15 protein-coding genes are annotated in these 18,707 nt (G+C 64.2%); 8 read left to right on the top strand and 7 right to left on the bottom strand.

Going from position 1 to position 18,707, the window contains the following annotated elements:
* Positions 1-182: 182 nt before the first annotated feature.
* Entirely contained in the window at positions 183-239 is a 57-nt protein-coding gene (locus KXJ60_RS21715; protein WP_363318072.1) for a hypothetical protein, read from the top strand.
* Positions 240-1,027: 788 nt separating this feature from the next.
* The gene (locus KXJ60_RS20075; RefSeq protein ID WP_291131865.1) at positions 1,028-2,482 is read left to right on the top strand and encodes an undecaprenyl-phosphate glucose phosphotransferase; all 1,455 of its coding nucleotides are present in this window, start codon (positions 1,028-1,030) and stop codon (positions 2,480-2,482) included.
* Positions 2,483-2,577: 95 nt separating this feature from the next.
* Here KXJ60_RS20075 and KXJ60_RS20070 read toward each other — a convergent pair whose 3' ends face one another.
* The 5 genes from KXJ60_RS20070 to KXJ60_RS20050 form a co-directional block, all read right to left on the bottom strand.
* Positions 2,578-3,555, bottom strand: coding sequence for a hypothetical protein (locus KXJ60_RS20070; protein WP_291131864.1), 978 nt, complete (start codon positions 3,553-3,555; stop codon positions 2,578-2,580).
* 508 nt (positions 3,556-4,063) lie between these two features.
* A complete protein-coding gene (locus KXJ60_RS20065; protein WP_291131863.1) occupies positions 4,064-4,516 on the bottom strand; it encodes a hemerythrin domain-containing protein in 453 nt (150 codons plus the stop codon).
* Positions 4,517-4,664: 148 nt separating this feature from the next.
* Positions 4,665-5,849, bottom strand: coding sequence for a branched-chain amino acid ABC transporter substrate-binding protein (locus KXJ60_RS20060; RefSeq protein WP_291131861.1), 1,185 nt, complete (start codon positions 5,847-5,849; stop codon positions 4,665-4,667).
* 204 nt (positions 5,850-6,053) lie between these two features.
* Positions 6,054-6,488 (bottom strand): DNA polymerase III subunit chi, encoded by a 435-nt coding sequence (locus tag KXJ60_RS20055; RefSeq protein ID WP_291131859.1) that lies wholly within the window; start codon positions 6,486-6,488, stop codon positions 6,054-6,056.
* A gap of 13 nt (positions 6,489-6,501) precedes the next feature.
* Entirely contained in the window at positions 6,502-8,019 is a 1,518-nt protein-coding gene (locus tag KXJ60_RS20050; protein WP_291131858.1) for a leucyl aminopeptidase, read from the bottom strand.
* A gap of 25 nt (positions 8,020-8,044) precedes the next feature.
* Here KXJ60_RS20050 and lptF point away from each other — a divergent pair, with 25 nt between their 5' ends.
* From lptF to KXJ60_RS20025, 5 genes are read left to right on the top strand one after another with little or no spacing between them, the layout of a single operon-like run.
* Positions 8,045-9,166, top strand: coding sequence for an LPS export ABC transporter permease LptF (gene lptF / locus KXJ60_RS20045; RefSeq protein ID WP_291131856.1), 1,122 nt, complete (start codon positions 8,045-8,047; stop codon positions 9,164-9,166).
* On the top strand, positions 9,163-10,281 hold the full coding sequence (gene lptG / locus KXJ60_RS20040; protein ID WP_291131855.1) for an LPS export ABC transporter permease LptG: 1,119 nt from the start codon (positions 9,163-9,165) through the stop codon (positions 10,279-10,281). The genes lptF and lptG overlap by 4 nt, the downstream gene beginning before the upstream one ends.
* Before the next feature lie 7 nt (positions 10,282-10,288).
* A complete protein-coding gene (locus tag KXJ60_RS20035; RefSeq protein ID WP_291131854.1) occupies positions 10,289-10,654 on the top strand; it encodes a CbiX/SirB N-terminal domain-containing protein in 366 nt (121 codons plus the stop codon).
* Positions 10,651-11,595, top strand: a complete 945-nt coding sequence (locus tag KXJ60_RS20030) for a CysB family HTH-type transcriptional regulator (RefSeq protein WP_291131852.1) — start codon at positions 10,651-10,653, stop codon at positions 11,593-11,595. Before KXJ60_RS20035 ends, KXJ60_RS20030 begins: the two co-directional genes overlap by 4 nt.
* 4 nt (positions 11,596-11,599) lie before the next feature.
* Positions 11,600-12,778 carry a pyridoxal phosphate-dependent aminotransferase gene (locus KXJ60_RS20025; protein WP_291131850.1) on the top strand — a complete coding sequence of 393 codons (1,179 nt, stop codon included), beginning with the start codon at positions 11,600-11,602 and terminating at the stop codon, positions 12,776-12,778.
* Positions 12,779-12,812: 34 nt separating this feature from the next.
* On the opposite strand, the gene KXJ60_RS20020 is transcribed toward KXJ60_RS20025, so the two are convergent.
* The gene (locus tag KXJ60_RS20020) at positions 12,813-13,529 is read right to left on the bottom strand and encodes a (2Fe-2S)-binding protein (protein ID WP_291131848.1); all 717 of its coding nucleotides are present in this window, start codon (positions 13,527-13,529) and stop codon (positions 12,813-12,815) included.
* A 276-nt stretch (positions 13,530-13,805) separates the two neighbouring features.
* Here KXJ60_RS20020 and KXJ60_RS20015 point away from each other — a divergent pair, with 276 nt between their 5' ends.
* Positions 13,806-14,759 carry a FecR domain-containing protein gene (locus tag KXJ60_RS20015; RefSeq protein WP_291131847.1) on the top strand — a complete coding sequence of 318 codons (954 nt, stop codon included), beginning with the start codon at positions 13,806-13,808 and terminating at the stop codon, positions 14,757-14,759.
* Between the two features lie 16 nt (positions 14,760-14,775).
* On the opposite strand, the gene hrpA is transcribed toward KXJ60_RS20015, so the two are convergent.
* Positions 14,776-18,669 (bottom strand): ATP-dependent RNA helicase HrpA, encoded by a 3,894-nt coding sequence (gene hrpA, locus KXJ60_RS20010; RefSeq protein WP_291131845.1) that lies wholly within the window; start codon positions 18,667-18,669, stop codon positions 14,776-14,778.
* Between the last annotated feature and the right edge of the window lie 38 nt (positions 18,670-18,707).

Below are 18,707 nucleotides of genomic sequence, written 5' to 3'. Positions count from 1 at the left end.
GCTTGCGGATTCGAAAAGTCCCTGTCGGTGGATGCGCTCGACCAGATGTACACGACGCCGCTGGCGCCCCCCACCAAGGCACTTCGTGTCTTTCACCTGGGCCACAGTTTGGTCAACCGCGACATGCCCGCCATGCTGGAGCAGCTGGTCAGCCAGGGCCATGACCACCGGTCGCAACTCGGTTGGGGCGCTTCGCTGAAGTCACATTGGGAGCCCGACGTACCCATCAACGGCTTTGAACAGGAAAACGCCCATCCTCGCTATCAGGACGCGCTTGCAGCAGTGCGCAGCGGTGAGTTTGACGCCGTCGTCCTTACCGAGATGGTCGAGATTCGCGACGCCATCGAGCATTTCGACGCTCCCAAGTACCTGCGGCTGTGGTCGCGTGAGGCGCGCCTGCACCGCCCAGACACCCGCGTTTATCTGTATGAGACCTGGCACAGCCTCGATGACAGGCAAGGATGGCTGCAACGGCTGGACAACGACCTGACCCAGTACTGGGAAGGCGAACTGCTGGCCAAAGGCATGGCCCATGGCGACACCGGCGGACCGGTGTATGTCATTCCTGCAGGCCAGGTGATGGCCCAATTTGTTCGGCGCGTCGAGGCGGCGGGCGGAATGCCGGGGCTGTCGTCTCGCCACGATCTGTTCGCGCGCAATCCCGATGGCACACAGGACAACATCCATCTGAATGACTTGGGCAACTACCTTGTCGCCCTCACCCACTATGCGGTTCTCTACCACCGCAGCCCAGTGGGCCTTCCCCATCGGCTGCAACGTGCCGACGGCACCACCGCCAAAGCCCCGGAGGAACTCACCGCCCGCGCCATGCAGGAAGCCGTGTGGGAGGTCGTCACGCGCTACCCCAAGACGGGGGTCCAACAACGGCTTTGATCGGATCAGCCGTGGCGTCATCGCCACCTGCCTGACGCTGCAAACGTGAACATCGGCACGTTTGGGAAGCATGGGCGTCCTGGAGGGCTCCAAGACGTCTCTTCATCACAACCGCACACCTATACTCGCGACCATGGCCCTACCCAAGAGACCCCTGCGGTCCATCCTCAAACGACGCGGCAGCATCTCCACGGCCGTTCAGGCTCTTCTGGATCTTGTGGCCGTCATGGGATTGGCCTTCTTGCTGATTCGTCAGCAGATTGGCGGTCTCACCGCCGAATACTCGGTTCTTCTTCTGTTGCTCGGCATCGGGATGGTATTCGCTTACGACCAGTTCGGCGTCTACCGCAGCAACAGCAGCATGGCGCGCAAGGCGCTGACGCTTTTCAAGGCGTGGTCCCTCGCTTATGGGCTTTTGCTGGTCGTGGGCTTCGTGACCAAACAGACCGAGGCCTATTCCCGATTGCTTCTGGGGCAGTTGTACGTATCGGGCTACGTGCTGCAGCTGGCGCTGCAGTTCATCAGCCGCGCGGTGCAGACCCGCATCATGCAGCACGCCGTCCCCGCAGAAAACGTGCTCATCGTCGGCACCGGCAAACTGGCGAAGTATCTGCAGCACAAGGTGTCGGGCAACCCCTGGCTCAACCAAAAAGTGGTGGGGTGCCTCGAGCTCTCCCCGAACGATCAGGGGCGCTCACGGGAAACGGGCGCGCACCTGTACGAAGCCTCCGACTTTGCCATGCTTCAGGAGCCCAACATCATCGGCCCGCTCGATGAAATGCTGGCCGTGATCGACCGCCACGACGTTCGAACCGTGTACTTTGCCATCCCCCTGGGCGAGTCCTACCTGATCGAAGACATGTACTTCGTTCTGCTGGACCGGCATGTGGCGGTGCACTGGGTTCCAGACATTTTCTCTGTGCTCCTGGTCAATCACAGCGTGCGCGAAATCGCTGGCTTGCCTGTCATCACCCTCTCGGAAACACCGCTGACGGGGACCCGCCTCTTGTTCAAGGCCGTCGAAGACTTTGTGCTGGCGTCCCTGATCCTGCTGATGATCTCGCCGTTGTTGCTGATCATCGCCGCCGCGGTGAAGCTCGACAGTCCTGGGCCCATCTTCTTCCGACAGGCTCGCAAAGGATGGAGCGGCAAGATATTCCACATCTGGAAGTTCCGCAGCATGTTCGTCCACCAACCCGAGGCGGGCGTGGTGCAACAGGCCAAGCGCAACGATCCACGGGTCACCCGCGTAGGCGCATTCTTGCGCCGGACCAGCCTGGACGAACTGCCTCAAGTGTTCAACGTCCTCAAGGGCGAAATGTCACTGGTGGGCCCACGGCCGCATGCCGTACAGCACGATGAGGAGTATTCGCGACGCATTGACGCCTACTTCGCGCGACACAACATCAAACCGGGCATCACTGGGCTGGCCCAGGTACGCGGCCTTCGCGGCGAGACCATCGAGATCGAACGGATGCAACAGCGCATCGAGGCCGATATCGAATACATCAACAACTGGTCGCTCTGGCTGGATTTGACCATCCTGGTGCGAACACTCGGCGCGCTGGTGGGCAAGAACGCCTACTGAGAAAGCCCAGCCTCACAAGGCACCGTGACGACCGTGTGCGCGCCGCTCACGCGCGACGCATCACGGCGCCTCAGTGCCGAAACCTGCGCCAACCCTCAGGGCGCAGGGAACCAGTAGCTTCGATCCGATGCAGCGTTGAAGTAAAACGGGTTGCTCTGCGAGGTCGACGTAAAGGTGCCCACGCAGGACGCCGTCTGAGCTGGCTGGCCGGTGAAGTTGTAGAACGCCGCACACACGGTGTCGCGCATCGCCGCACGGCACTGAGCCAGATCGGGCGACGTGAACGAGTTGTAGTGCGAAGCCACTGCCTGCCAAGCCACATTCTGCAGGGCTTGCGCTTGGGTTGGCGTCACGCCTGCAGGGGCCCATGCACCCACAGGTGAACGGCGGTACACCGATGCATAGTTCACGAGCGCCATGTAATAAGCGCCTATCGAGGTGAGGTGCACGTCATCAACGAAGAGTCGGTCCATCGTTTCACGTGCGCTCGCACCCGTGACCCCCGCAACGCTCCTACCCGGTGTCGTCGCCTGTTCAACAAGACTGGCCAGCGCCAGCCCGGCAGGGAGATACACCACACGATCGCTCCGGCCTTCTGATTGCAGCGACTGATTGATCCGACTGGCCACACATTGCCAGGCTGGGGCGATTGCCCGTTCGTAGTTGACCCATGCCGCGGGCGCACTTTTGTTGGGCACCCCCAACCATGAGTGATAAAGGTAGGTGTTGGCTTGAGCGTTGCCTTCAATCAACCGTTCGTGGAAATGGCGGGCATAGGCGACGGTGTTCTCCCACAACAAGGAGCCCACAATGTCGTGGCGCTCCGTGAGAACCAAGGTGTCGTAGCGCTGACCACCCAGGGTTTGCGGTTGACGCAGCTCGCTCACCACATTCAGGTTGGAGCCAGCTCGGTTTTTGCCAGTGCTGTAGCCGGGGAACGACGACGCGTTGGAATCGTTGCCGCGAGTTCGAACGCGAATGGGCGACCCAATCACGTTTTGCTGGTTCCAGCCGACTGTGGTGTTGAGACTTTGTGCGATGGATTCCACATAGTCGGGAAGGGGGTTGTCCATGAGACTGTGTCCCGAATAGAACAACCGTGCGGACGAACGCGCATCCCCCAATGAAGGCGCGGGCGTCGGAGAAGGAGCGGGCGTCGGAGAAGGTGCAGGCGTCGGAGAAGGCGCGGGCGTCGGAGAGGGTGCGGGTGTCGGAGAGGGTGCAGGCGTCGGAGAGGGTGCTGGTGCCGGTGTCGGTACCTGGGCTGTACTCTCGAGGGAGGCAGAGCCCCCGCCTCCGCCACCACAGGCACTCAGAGCCGAAAGGCAGAGAAATGCAAGCGAGATGCGCTGCAGTCGCGAGCGCGTTGATGTCGCCGAGTGTGATGAAGGGGTCATGAGAGATCTCTGCCAAGCGCTGTAAGAAGATAGGCCGCGAATGACGCGGTACGACGCATTATCGCGCGTCACGCATGGTCGCGGCGATGTGCCGCATGGCGCTGGGCTAAGCGCCTCAGAAGGGCTCGACGTTCCGCGCAGTGGACTCATCTCACTTGTCGAACCCTCTGAACCATCTCAGCGACTACGCAGCGCCTGCTCGCCGCATCCGCTGCAGGTCCCGTCGGTATTTGGCAGCAAGCGTCACCTTCTGACGCTCGGTGAGAATTTTCCCAGACAGTTGAAAAAACTTGGTCTCCTCCTCTTTCAGATGGTGGTGTACCTCGTGCGACAACTTTTTAGCGCATTCAAGCCAGGCTTTCGGGCGCTGACGAGCCGCAGCCAGCGCCTCAACGCATTCATCAATCTCATGGTGTTCGGCCAGCGCGTGCCGCGACGACTTCAGGCCCATGTCGTCCAGCAGCATGGGTGCATAGAGGAAGCGCTCCTCTGCCGCCGCGTGCGCTGCCAACTCCACCCGCAGTGCATTGAACACCTCCAGGGCGCGAGGGTTGTCTGGCTTGATGCGCACCAACTGGCGGCACAGCGCGCGCTGTGTGTCGTGACTCTCGCGAAGTGCTTCGTACAGGTTGTCCATGTGTATCTCCGTGGGTTGAGGCCCTCTCACTGGGCCATCCACCAAAGATAAACAGAACCGCTCACAGGCGCTGTAGGACATCGCCCTGCTTTCTCCATGAAAAAAGCCACCCGAAGGTGGCTTTTTCAATAAGGAGCAAGTGGCTGGATCAGCGGATCACGGCCAGAGTGGTGCGAGCGCCAGCCTTGTAGGTCATGAGCGTCAACGCGCCGTTCTTGATGTCGCCTTTTTCGTCGAAAGCGATGTTGCCGGTCACACCCTTGTAGTTGGTGGCCTTCAGAGCAGGCAGGTAGACCTTGGGATCGGCGGAGCCTGCGGTGACCATGGCGTTGGCCATGACCTTCACAGCGTCGTACACGTAAGGTGCGTACACCTGCACGTCGGCACCGAACTTGGCCTTGAAGTCAGCACGGAACTTGTCCATGCCTTCCTTTTGCTCGCCTTCGACACCACCGGCTTCGGCGCAGAACACCTGGTCATCGGCCAGGCCATCAGCAGCCAGCTTCGGCAGCTCGCTGGAGCAGATGCCGTCACCGCCCATGAACTTGGCCTTGATGCCCAGCTGCTTCATCTGCTTGAGCATCGGGCCGGCAACGGCGTCCATGCCGCCGAAGAACACCACGTCGGGCTTCTTGGCCTTCAGGGTGGTCAGGATGGCGTTGAAGTCGGTGGCCTTGTCGTTGGTGAACTCGCGTCCGACCACTTTGCCGCCGGCGGCAACCACGCCCTTTTCGAACTCGTCAGCCACGCCTTGGCCATAAGCGGTGCGGTCGTCGATGACGGCCACGCTCTGTGCCTTGAGGGTTTCCACGGCGTACTTGCCGAGCGTGCCACCGAGGTGCACGTCGTCAGCCACCACACGGAACGCGCCTGCGTAGCCCTGGCGGGTGTACTTGGGGTTGGTCGCGGAAGGAGAAATCTGGGGGATGCCAGCGTCGTTGTAGATCTGCGAAGCAGGGATGGTCGTGCCCGAGTTCAGGTGACCAATCACACCGGCCACCTTGGCGTCCACCAGCTTGGTGGCAGCAGCGGTGCCTTGCTTCGGATCCGCTGCGTCGTCTTCGGCGAGCAGCTCGAACTTCACGGGCGCGCCACCGATGGTCAGGCCTGCCGCGTTGAGTTCTTCGATGGCCATCTTGGCACCGTTCTCATTGTCCTTGCCGAGGTGGGCGATGGCGCCGCTGGTCGGGCCAACGTGACCGATCTTGATGACCTGGGCGGCAGGCGCTGGAGCAGCTGCAGGCGCGGCAGCAGGAGCAGCCTCTTCTTTTTTGCCGCAAGCGGCAAGAGCGACAGCCGCCGCGATGACGGCCAGTTTGATGTTCAGTTGCATGGTTTTCCTCGGAAAGGATGAGAGGTTGGAATGCGGAGGGAACTTTTTTTCTCCACGCCCATAAAGATACTCCAAAAAACCAGCGGATTCCGCGCACCGCCCCGCCCACAGGGGCGTTCAAGGGTTTTCCCAAGGCACATCACGCCGTTGAATGCCCCATAAGCGAGGCACATACCCCGCGCGACGACACGACAAATTGAAAGACTAGTCCTGCGGTGCCAGCTGCAGGTCATGCCGCTGAGGCTCGATCCCCTGCGCCTTGTAGTGCTTCCAGCGCTCGCGCGCATTGCCGCGATCGGCAGCGTCCACCGTCACCACCTCGATCACGCGCGCGTACCGCTCGAAGCCGGGTGGCACCTCGGCACGCAGGTTGACCAAAACGGTCGCGCCGTTCTGCGCCGCCCCATCGGAAGCGATGTGGATGGGAGAACGTGTCTGCACGTGGGGTGGATCGCCCGGGCCGCTGTGCGGCACGAACTCGCCCACCACTTGCGTCCAGAGCGCGCTGTCCAGCGCCGCCCGATCGGCCTCATCCACCAACGCCACAACGCGGGCTCCGCGAAGATACGCCTTGCGCAACAGACGACACGCGTACCCGAGCTTGTCGGGCGCATTGAAATGAAAAGCCACTTCCGTCATTGCGCAGGCGTGATCAGGCTTTGGCTGGGCGAGCCGCACGATGGGCTTTGCCCGCCGGCGCTGCCTGGCCTGCAGCCGCCAGGACCGCAGCCTGATCGATCAAATACTGAAGCAGCAATGGCACCGGCCGGCCCGTGGAACCCTTGGCCGCCCCGCTCTTCCAGGCGGTGCCAGCGATGTCCAGGTGCGCCCATGGCAGATCGGCCGTGAACTTCTGCAGGAACTTCGCCGCGGTGATGGCCCCACCAGCCCGCCCGGCCACGTTGCCCATGTCGGCAAAGTTGGATTTGAGTCCTTCACCGTACTCGTCGTCCAGCGGCAACCGCCAGCACGGGTCCTGCGCGGTTTCTCCTGCTTGCTGCAGCGCCTGAGCCAGATCGTCTCGCGTCGAGAACAAACCGGAGCGCACACCACCCAGTGCGATGACGCACGCACCCGTGAGTGTCGCGATGTCCACCACGCTGCGGGGCTTGAAACGCGATGCATAGGTCAATGCGTCGCACAGGATCAGGCGCCCCTCGGCATCGGTGTTGAGAATTTCAATGGTCTGCCCGCTCATGCTGGTGACCACGTCGCCAGGCTTCACGGCCAGGCCGTCGGGCATGTTTTCGCAACTGGGGATGAGTCCCACCACGTTGATGGCGGGCTTGAGTTCGGCCAGCGCGGCGAAAGTGCCCAGCACGCTGGCAGCCCCACCCATGTCGAACTTCATTTCGTCCATTTCAGGGGCGGGCTTGATGGAGATGCCACCTGTGTCAAACGTGATGCCCTTTCCCACCAGCACCACGGGCGCGCTGCTTTTGGCTGCGCCGCTGTAGTGCATGACGATGAAGCGCAGCGGCTCCGCAGAGCCTTTGGCCACGGCAAGAAACGAGCCCATGCCCAATGCCTCGACCTGCTTGGGGCCGAGCACCTCCGTCTTGATGCCGGGCTTTCGACCCAGCTTGCGCGCCGCCTCGGCGAGCATTGTCGGCGTCGCATGGTTGGCCGGCCGGTTGGCCCATTCCTTCGCGAACTCCACACCCGTCACCTGCGCGCGACCGACGTCAAAGCCGTCTCGCACGGCAGCCGCGTCGCTCACACCCACGGTCACCTGCTGCAACGCCCTGGCTTTGGCACTGGGTTTGGTGGTCGTGTAGACGTACGTCGCCTCCGCACAGGCTGACACGGCGGCACGCACACTGTCGTTCCCGGCATCGAGCAAGCTCAGTACCAGACCGATCTTTTTGACACCCGGCTGCTTGAGCGCGGCCATTCCCGCGCTCACCGCCTTGCGCACCGACACCGCAGCGCCGTCGCCCGAGCGCACCAGCACGACACGTGCCGCCTTGACGCCCGCCGGCCGGTAACACGCCAGCTGTTTGCCCAAACCGACCTCCAGATCGCCCTGCCGGGTGGCACTCGCCACCAGATCGGACAGGGCATCACCCGACGGCTTGGCGGGCTTCGCATCAGGGACCAGAACCAGCAGCGCATCGACCGACAGCGCCGCGGCCTGCGTGGGAGAAAGGGATTTGAGTTCGAAGTCCATAATCGTGTTTTCCTGTTCTCGATCGATGTTATTCCATTCTTCCATTCGCAAAGAGCTGGCCCGCAGTTTCGGCGCCACCCTGGTGGTGCTCTTCACGATCGTGCTGACCATGCTGCTGATTCGCACGCTCGGCCTGGCGTCCCGTGGCAGCGTCGACCCGCAGGAGATCGCGCTGGTGCTGGGCTACACCGTCATTGGCCGCATGCCCACCATCCTCACGCTGGCGCTCTTCATCGCCATCGTGTTCACGCTGTCGCGCATGTACCGCGACAGCGAAATGATCATCTGGTTCTCCAGCGGCCGCTCGCTCGGGGGATTTCTCGGCCCGGTGATGCGCTTTTCGTGGCCGATCCTGCTGGCGATCACGCTCATGGTGTTCTTTGTGTGGCCCTGGGCCAACCAGCAGACCGACAGCTTGCGCGACCGCTTCGAACGCCGGGGCGATCTGGAGCGCGTGGCGCCCGGGCAGTTTCAGGAGTCGTCGAGCGGACGCCGCGTATTTTTCATTGACAAGGACACCGCCGACGGCACCGAGGGGCGCAACATTTTCATCTCCAGCACCGAAAACGACGGCCGGGAGACCGTGACCTCCGCACGGTCGGGGCGAATCGAGTGGCTGGATGAAAAGCAATTCCTGATGCTCAACAACGGCCAGCGGCTGGAGGCTGCCGCAGACCAGAGCAGCCTGCGGGTGAGCGAGTTCGAGGAGTACGGTACGCAGATTGGTTCTTCGGCCATCAGCGAACGAGGCGAGGCACTCAAGGCGCGCTCCAGCTTGACCCTGATACGCGAGCCCAGCCGCGCCAACCTGGGGGAGCTGGGCTGGCGCATCGGCATGGCGTTCACGGCCATGAACTTCGTGCTGATTGCCGTGGCCACCACCACCGGCAACCCGCGGGCGGGTCGCGGCGGCAACCTGTTCTTCACCTTGTTCGCCTTCGTTTTCTATTACAACTTGCTCAACCTCGGCCAGAGCTGGGTGGCCAGCGGCCTCTTCAGTCTGGCCGGGTACATGTTCGTCCTGCACGGGGGCGTTTTTGCGATGACTCTGCTCTGGTTCTTGAAGCGGCACTACAACGTCAGCCTGCGCGGCCTGATCAGTGCCCGGCGCACATCGCGGCCTGTTGCACAAGGAGCGCGCGCGTGAGAACCATTCGCCGTCTGATCTATGGCGAGGTGTTCGCGGCGGTGGCGTTCGTGCTGCTGGCGTTCCTGTCGCTGTTTTTCTTTTTTGATTTTGTCGATGAGCTGCCCGCCCTGGGCAAAGCCTCGGCGCTGGACCCAACGCTGGTCTACGAAGTGCCCCACGCCCTGCTCTACGTGGCCTTGCTCATGCCGAGCCGCATCTATGAGCTGCTGCCGATTGCCGTTCTGATCGGCTCCGTGTTCGTGCTGGCCCGGCTGGCGCAAGGGTCTGAGTACACCATCCTGCGAACGAGCGGGCTTGGGCCGTGGCGCGCGCTGCGCATGCTGCTGGGTCTGGGTGTCGTCTTTGTCGCACTGACCTTCGCCATCGGCGACTACTTGTCCCCGCTGTCGGACAAGACCGCGCAACTGCTCAAGGCCCGTTACCAGGGGAACATCAGCCTCGGGCAGACGGGCGCGTGGCTCAAGGAAAAGCAGCCGTACAGCAACTTCTCGGTCAACGTCGGCTCCATGTCGCCCCAGGGCGAGCTGGGCAACGTGCGCATCTTCGAGTTCAACAACCAGGGCTTTCTGGTGTCGACCATGCACGCCGAGACGGGTCAGATCGAAGCAGACGATTCCTGGACGTTGCGCCAGGTGCAGCGGCGCGAGTTTGACGCGGCGGGTCTGGCGTCCGGCCGCATCCAGCGCAGTGCACCCGACAGCTTCCGCTGGCCCAGCGGCATCAATGCCGAGATGGTGTCTGTCGCTCTGCTCAAACCCGAGCGGATGCGAACAGCCGATCTGTTTGGCTACATCAGCCACCTCGAAGCCAACGGCCAGACCGCGCAGCGGTACGAAATCGAGTTCTGGCGCAAGGTTTTCTACCCCCTCAGCTGCCTGGTGATGGTGGTGCTGGCGCTGCCGTTTGCCTACCTGCACTTTCGCTCGGGAAGCATCACGGGCTATGTGTTCGGTGGCGTGATGATCGGCATCAGCTTCTTCCTGCTCAACAACGTCTTCGGCTACATCGGCAACCTCAACCAGTGGCAACCCTGGGTGGCGGCGGCATCGCCGGCGTTGATCTATTCGGTTTTTTCACTGGGCGCTTTCGGGTGGCTGGTGCTGCGAAGGTAGGACATTCATGCTGGGAGTGATCGTTTTTGCCCACGGATCGCGCGACCCGCTGTGGCGCCTGCCCGTCGAGTCCGTGGCCGAACAGATCGCCCTGAGCGATGGCCAGGCGGTGGTGTCGTGCGCCTACCTCGAACTGTGTGAGCCCGACCTGGCCACGGCGGCACGCGAGCTGGTGCAACGCGGGGCCACCCGCGTGCGCGTGTTGCCCTTGTTCTTCGGCATGGGCAAGCACGCGCGCGAAGACCTGCCCGTGCTCATGGCCGAGCTCACCGCCGAGCACCCCCAAGTCACGTTTGAGAAGCTGCCGACCGCTGGCGAAGACCCGCGGCTGACCGCGCTGCTTGCGCAGATTGCGCTGGAGACCACCCCATGAACCTGCACCAGTTTCGTTTTGTGCAGGAGGCCGTGCGCCGCAACCTGAACCTCACCGAGGCGGCCAAGGCGCTGCACACTTCGCAGCCCGGCGTGTCCAAGGCCATCATCGAACTGGAAGACGAGCTCGGCATCGAGATCTTTGCGCGCCACGGCAAACGCATCAAGCGCGTGACTGAGCCGGGGCAGCAGGTGCTCAAGAGCATCGACATCATCTTGCGCGAGGTGAACAACCTCAAACGCATCGGCGAGCAGTACTCCGCGCAAGACAGCGGCACGCTCTCGATCGCTACCACACACACCCAGGCGCGATACGTGCTGCCAGGGCCCGTCGCTGCGCTGCGCCAGGCCTACCCCAAGGTCGGCATCAGCCTGCACCAGGGCTCGCCCGACCAGGTCGCCAAGATGCTGATGGAAGAGGTGGCAGAGATCGGCATGGCCACCGAATCGCTGGTGAACTACCCGGAACTTGTCACGCTGCCCTGCTACGAATGGCAACACGTCCTGGTGCTGCCGTTTGACCACCCCCTGCTCGAGCGCGAGCGCATCACGCTGGACGACCTGGCGCAGGTGCCCCTGATCACCTACCACCCCAGCTTCACGGGCCGCACCCGCATCGACCAGGCCTTTGCCCTGCGCCACCTGCAGCCCAACATCGTGCTCGAGGCCATCGACTCGGACGTCATCAAGACCTACGTCAAGCTCGGCATGGGCGTGGGCATCGTGGCTGAAATGGCCATGCAGGGCGAGAACCTCACGCCCGATCTCGTGGCGCGCCCCGCCGCGCAGCTGTTTGGCCACAACCTGGCCCGGGTCGCCTTCAAGCGGGGCACCTACCTGCGCCACTTCGTGCTGCGTTTTGCCGAACTGCTGAGCGACCGGCTCTCGCGCGACCTGATCCTGCGCGCCATGAGCGGCACGCCTGACGACTACGAGCTGTGATCCCATGAACCCCCCATTGCCTCGAACACCCGCCCTCACCTCCCGGTTGCCCAAGGTCGGCACCACGATCTTCACGGTCATGTCGGCGCTGGCCGCCGAGCATGGCGCCGTCAACCTCGGACAGGGTTTTCCTGATTTCGACTGTGATCCAGCCCTCGTGAATGCCGTGACCCGTGCCATGCAGGCGGGTCACAACCAGTACCCGCCCATGCCGGGTGTGCCCGCGCTGCGCCAGGCCATGGCGGCCAAGATGCAAGCCCTGTACGGCCTGGCTTGCGATGCGAACACCGAGATCACCGTCACGGCCGGTGCCACGCAAGCCATCCTCACCGCCATCCTGTCGGTGGTACAGCCGGGCGACGAGGTCGTCGTGCTGGAGCCGTGCTACGACAGCTACGTACCCAACATTGAGCTGGCCGGTGGCGTGGCGGTGCGCGTGCCGCTCACCCCGGGCAGCTTCCGGCCCGACTTCGACCGCATCGCCAGCGCCATCACGCCGCGCACGCGCGCCCTGATCATCAACAGCCCGCACAACCCCAGCGGCATGGTCTGGAGCGCAGCGGACATGCAGCAACTGCAAGACCTGCTGGCGCCCACCGATGTGCTGCTGATCAGCGACGAGGTCTACGAGCACATGGTGTTTGACGGCCAGGTGCACCAGAGTGTGGCTCGCTATCCGGGCCTTGCCGCGCGCGCTTTCATCGTCAGCAGCTTTGGCAAGACGTACCACGTCACGGGCTGGAAGGTCGGTACGGTGGTGGCGCCTGCGGCGCTCACGGCCGAATTCCGCAAGGTGCACCAGTTCAATGTGTTCACCGTGAACACCCCGATGCAGCACGCGCTCGCGAGCTACATGGACAACCCGGCGCCCTACGTCGAACTCGCGGCTTTCTACCAGCGAAAGCGCGACCTGTTCCGCGAAGGCCTGGCCGCCACGCGTTTTCGGTTGCTGCCCGGCCAGGGCACGTACTTCCAGTGCGTGGACATCTCCAGCTTGGCCGTGCCCGAGCGCGACCTGCCTGAAGGCGATTTCTGCCAGTGGCTCACGCGCGAGATGGGCGTGGCCGCCATCCCGCTCTCGGCCTTTTATGGCGACGGCTTTGACCAGCGCGTCGTGCGCTTTTGCTTCGCGAAGAAGGACGACACCCTGCGCGAAGCGCTCAAGCGACTCTCACGGCTCTGAGTCGTACCGCGATCCAGCGGCGCCGCCTGAGGGCTCAGCACCGCACGGGGTTGCGGCAGAAGCGATCCAGCTCGCGCACCACGGTCTGGCGGGCGACGGTCTGGCGGGCGTTGGGCCCCACTTCCAGGCTGAGCTTCATCTCGTACTTCTTGAAGAAGTCGTCAAACAGTTCTCCGCCCAAGGTGCCTGTCGCAGTCAGCGTGTCGCTGCGTGCATCGTGCTCGATCAGCACCGCACACAGCGGCTGCTCGGCGGGCCCGTTGAGCACCTGCGCGCCGCGGGCCGGGTCGTACTGGCTGTGGTCGGCACAGCAGTGAATCAGGTCACTGCCCTTGCTGGGCGTTTGCGGGTTGGTGGCTGCGCCTTTGCGAAAGCTGATGAAGCTCAGGTCTTTCGTGGGGTACACCAGCTTGTGGGCGCAGATGGCTGAAAACGCGACGAGGCTGCGCTTGGGGCCGACGCCACCGGGCCACTGGTAATTCTGCTTGTCGCGCGTCTGCAGCGGGGTGGCGACCGCCGCTTTGCCCAGGTCCAGCAAGAACACGGGCGTGGCCTCAAAGGGGTAGTGAAAAACGTAGTTGGTCTGGGCCTTGAGGTTGCTCGCCTTGAGCGGCTGGCCCAGCTCGTCGAGCAGCAGCGCGCGCTGGTAGGCGCGGGGCTTGGCGTCTGCGCCCCAGGCAGTGCCCGTCAGTGTGGCGGCCAGTGAACCGCTACCCAACGCACATGCCTCCACAAATTCCCGTCGGTCCATGGATCGATTCCCTTCAAGATGAGACGCCGTCAGCCGAAAACCAGACTGGCGAAGTGAAGCGCAGGATCCCCATCGATGTCAACCTTGACCCCACGGATGCGCCTGCTGTCACCGAGCCCTGGGTCGTGATGCGGATCACGCGGGAGGTGATTGAAATCGACGTTTTTTCGGTAAGCATGCCAACAGAACATCCACCCGCCCGATACTCGCGTACCAGCAATCGCCTCCCTAGAAGGCTGCTTATTCCGTTCTGATTCATTGAAAGAGACTCCCCTGATGCAACACACCACCACGCTTCGACCCACAGGCCTGCACCGCCGCGCCTTGATGTGGCACGCCTGCGCAGCCCTGGCCCTGGGCGGCCTGGTCTGGAGCATGAGCCCCACCGCACACGCGGCGCCCAGCGCCACTGTGGTCGAAGCGGTTCAACTGCCGGCCTGGGTGGAGCGCAATGGCCAGCGCCGTCCTGCCGAGCCCGGCACCCAGCTGCGCGCAAACGACAAGGCCATCACCGCCAACGGTTCGCGCATGTTGCTTCGCATGGACGACCGCAGCACCATCAAGCTGGGCGAAGACACCCAGTTCCAGATTCAGTCACTGGACACGAAGCGGGACAGCGCGTCTGGCGCCGCCGAACAGAAGAGCTCGCTCAAGCTCATCACGGGGGTGTTTCGCTACGCCACCGACTACACCAGCAAAGCCCTGGGCAACACGCGCGAGCTCAACCTTGAAGTGGCCACCGCCACGGTGGGCATTCGCGGCACCGACTTCTGGGCCATGAGCGACGCTGCCCACGACGCGGTGTGCGTGTTCGAAGGCAAGGTGGAGGTGGTGCGTGACGCCAAAGACGGCATCTTGCTGGACAAGCCAGGCGCGTTCTGGGTCGTGTTCACGGGCCAACCGGAAAAGCCCGCAGGCCAGGCCACGCCGGAGCAACTGGCCAAGTTCATCGGGCAGGCCGAGATGCAGCCCGGCAGCGGTGTGTTGCTGCAAGGTGGCCGCTGGCGCGCCGTGGCCGCCTCCCTCAACAGCGTGGCCGACGCCGCCGCGCTGCGCACCCGCCTGCAGGCGGCGGGATACCCGGCTGACATGGTGGCCAAAGACGGCCGCCACGAAGTGCGCATCAACCAGCTGGCGACGCGCAGCGACGCAGAAGCGGTGGTCAAGCAGCTGCTCGCCAACAAGGCGCTGGGCGTGACCGAAGCGCGCGCAGCGCTGGCGACCAACTGAGGACCGCACCCCGGGTTCAGCTGTTGAGCTGTGCCCAGGCCTTGTCCAGCCGCTTCCCGCTCACCGGCTGCGGCGTGCGCAGCTCCTGCGCAAAGAAGCTCACGCGCAGTTCCTCCAGCAACCAGCGCAGCTCCTGAAGGCGGGCGTCCTGCACGCCCTTGCGCTCGGCCACCAGGCGCCAGAAGCGCTGGTCTTGCGGGCGCAGCTCGGTCATGCGGGCGGCATCGCGGGCGGGGTCGGCGCGCAGTTTGTCCAGCCGCAACTGCACCGCCTTGAGGTACCGCGGCAGGTGCTGCAGCTGTGAATAGGGTGTCTGCAGCAGAAAGCGCTTGGGCACCAGGCGCTGCAGCTGTTGCGCGATGTCGCCGGCCACGTCGGCCGGGGGCTTGCCATCCTTGAGCTTGCGCGCGGCGGCGGCGTACTCGGTGAGCACCAGGCCGGCGGTGCGCGCGATCTCGTTGGCAATCAGCGTGAGGCGCCCGCGCCCCTCCTCCACCCGTCGCTTGAACGCGGCCTCGTCGGTGGGCAGCGGATCGCCGAGGAACGCGCGGTCCAGCGCGAGCTCGAGGATTTGCGCGCGCAGCTCCTCCAGCGTGCCCCCGCCGCCGGCTTCCTTGCCCACCTGCATGTAGGCGACACCCATGGCCTGCAGACCCGGCAGGTTTTTCTCCAGGTACTTCAATGCATCGCGGATCTGCAGCGCGCACAGGCGGCGCAGGCCTTCACGGTGCCTCGCCTGCGCCACGTCGGGCTCGTCAAACACCTCGATGCGCACCGCATCACCGTCGTCCACCAGCGCAGGAAAGCCAATCAGCGTCTGCTGTCCCTGGCGAATCTCCATCAGCTCGGGCAGCTCGCCAAAGTCCCAGGCGGTGTGGCGCTGGCTGGCGCTGGCGCCAGGCACCTGGGCCGTGTTGCTCTTGGGCGTGGCAGGCGCGCTCGCCGCATGGCGAGTGGGCGCGGCGGGCGCGGGGCGCAGGCTGTCCATCTTGAGAGAAGCCAGCGCCTGGAACGCGCCACGCGCCTGGGTACCCAGCTCGGCCTTGAGCGCGGCCAGGTTGCGGCCCTGGCCCAACTGGCGTCCGTGCTCGTCCACCACGCGCAAGTGCATGAAGTGGTGCGCGCTCAGCATGTCGACCTTGATGTCGTTGCGCTGGATATCGAGCTGCGTGGCTTCGCGCACGAGCTTGAGCACGGCATCCAGCAGATTGCCGGCGCCAAAGGCCGCCGGCTCGCAGAGCGCCTGCGTGAATTTTTCGGCGGTGGCAGGCAATGGCACCAGTCGCGAACGCGGCCGCTGGTGCAGCGTCTTGAGCAGCGCGAGCACTTTCTCCTTGAGCATGCCGGGCACCAGCCAGTCGCAACGGTCTTCGCTGGCCTGGTTGAGCGCAAAGATCGGCAACGTGACCGACAGGCCATCGCGGGCGTCGCCCGGCTCGTGCAGGTAGCTGCAGGCGCAATCCACGCCCCCCAGGCGCAAGGTCTTGGGAAAGGTTTGCGTGGTGATGCCCGCCGCCTCGTGGCGCATCAGCTCCTCGCGCGTGAGCATCAGCAGCTTGGGGTTGCTGCGCGACTCGACGCTGTACCAGCGCTCCATGGCCGCGCCGTTGCAAATGTGGTCAGGCAGTTGCTGGTCGTAGAACGCGTAGATGAGCTCGTCGTCCACCAGCACATCCTGCCTGCGCGACTTGTGCTCCAGCTCGGCCACCTGCTTCACCAGCTTCTGATTGGCCAGCAGGAACGGCAGGCGTGTCTCCCACTCGCCGGCCACGAGCGCTTCCCGGATGAAGATTTCGCGCGCGCCAGCAGGGTCGACCCGGCTGTAGTCGGTGCGGCGGTTGCTGTAAACCACCAGGCCGTACAGCGTGGCGCGCTCCAGCGCCGTCACGCGCGCGGCCTTCTTCTCCCAGTGCGGGTCGAGCAGCTGCTTCTTGATGAGGTGAGAGCCCACCTGCTCCAGCCACAGCGGCTCGATGCCGGCGATGCCACGCCCGAACAGGCGGGTGGTTTCCACCAGCTCGGCGCACACGATCCAGCGCCCTGGCCGTTTGCTCAGGTTGGCGCCGGGATGGCGGTGGAACTTGATGCCACGGGCCCCCAGGTACCAGTCTTCCGTTTCGTGCTTCTGGCCCACGTTGCCCAGCAGGCCGGCCAGCATGGCCAGGTGCAGTTGCTCGTAGCTCGCCGGTTTGTCATTGAGCTTCCACTGGTGCTCGGCCACCACCGTGTGCAACTGCGTGTGGATGTCGCGCCATTCGCGCACGCGGCGCACGTTGACGAAGTTCTCGCGCAGCAGGTTCTCGTATTGGCGGTGGCTGAGTTTGTGGTCTTTGCCGTGTCCGCCCTTGCTGTCCTCCAGCCACTTCCAGAGCTTGAGCGTGCCGCTGAATTCGCTTTTCTCGTCGTCGAACTTCGCATGCGCCTGGTCGGCCTGGGCCTGCTTGTCCAGCGGGCGGTCGCGCACGTCCTGCACGCTCAGCGCCGAGGCGATCACCAGCACCTCGTCGAGCGCGCCGCGCTGCTGCGCCTCCAGAATCATGCGGCCCACGCGTGGGTCCAGGGGCAGACGCGAAAGCGTCTGGCCGATGGGCGTGAGCTCGTTGGCCTCGTCCACGGCGTTGAGCTCGGCGAGCAGCTGGTAGCCGTCGACGATGGCGCGCTTTTGCGGCGCTTCGATGAACGCGAAATCTTCCACCGCGCCCAGCCGCAGCGCCTTCATGCGCAGGATCACACCGGCCAGCGAGCTGCGCAGGATCTCGGGGTCGGTGAAGCGGGGACGCGCGTTGAAGCCCGCCTCGTCGTAGAGCCGGATGCAGATGCCATCGGCCACCCGGCCGCAGCGGCCTGCGCGCTGGTTGGCCGCGGCCTGGCTGATCGGCTCGACCATGAGCTGCTCCACCTTCTGGCGGAAGCTGTAGCGCTTGACCCGCGCGGTACCGGCATCGATCACGAAGCGGATGCCAGGCACCGTCAGCGAGGTTTCGGCCACGTTGGTGGAGAGCACGATGCGCCGGCCGCTGTGGTCTTGAAAGATGCGGTCCTGCTCGGCCTGCGACAGCCGCGCGAACAGGGGCAACACCTCGGCGTTGCGCAAAGCGGGCACATGGCTGAGGTGCTTGCGCAGGTGGTCGGCCGCCTCGCGAATCTCGCGCTCACCGGGCAGGAACACCAGAATGTCGCCACCCTGCGGGCCGCGCCAGAGTTCGTCCACCGCATCGGCAATGGCGTTGTTCAGGTCGTAGTCGCGGTTTTCTTCAAACGGGCGCCAGCGCACTTCCACCGGGAATGTGCGACCCGACACCATCAGCACCGGTGCCGGGCCATGGCGCGATGCGAAGTACTGCGCAAAGCGGTCGGCGTCGATCGTGGCGGAGGTGACGACGACTTTCAGATCGGGCCGGCGCGGCAGCAGCTGGCGCAAGTAGCCCAGCAGGAAGTCGATGTTGAGGCTGCGCTCATGCGCCTCGTCAATGATGATCGTGTCGTAGGCGCGCAGGTCCGGGTCGGTCTGCGTTTCGGCGAGCAAGATGCCGTCGGTCATGAGCTTGACGGAAGCGTCCTTGCTCAGTCGATCCTGAAAGCGCACCTTGTAGCCCACCACCTCACCCAGCGGCGTCTTGAGCTCCTCGGCAATGCGCTTGGCCACGCTGGAAGCCGCAATGCGCCGTGGCTGCGTGTGGCCAATCAGCTGCCCGCGCTGGCCCGGCTTCGCGTTGCACTTGCCGCGCCCCATGGCCAGTGCGATCTTGGGAATCTGTGTGGTCTTGCCCGATCCGGTTTCCCCACACACGATGACCACCTGGTGCTCGCGCATGGCGGCCTCGATCTCGAGGCGGCGCGCCGAGACGGGCAGGGATTCGGGAAATTCGATGTGCAGCGGGGTGGAGGACAACTGGAGAACTTCGGTCAAAATCGGGCAACCGGCCATTATCCGCGCCCGGCCTACCG

Origin of the sequence: Hydrogenophaga sp., from assembly GCF_019264445.1 — a bacterium.
Classification (GTDB): Bacteria; Pseudomonadota; Gammaproteobacteria; order Burkholderiales; family Burkholderiaceae_C; genus Hydrogenophaga.
Note: the sequence above shows the minus strand (reverse complement) of the source record. Positions and strands in the feature narration are given on the sequence as shown.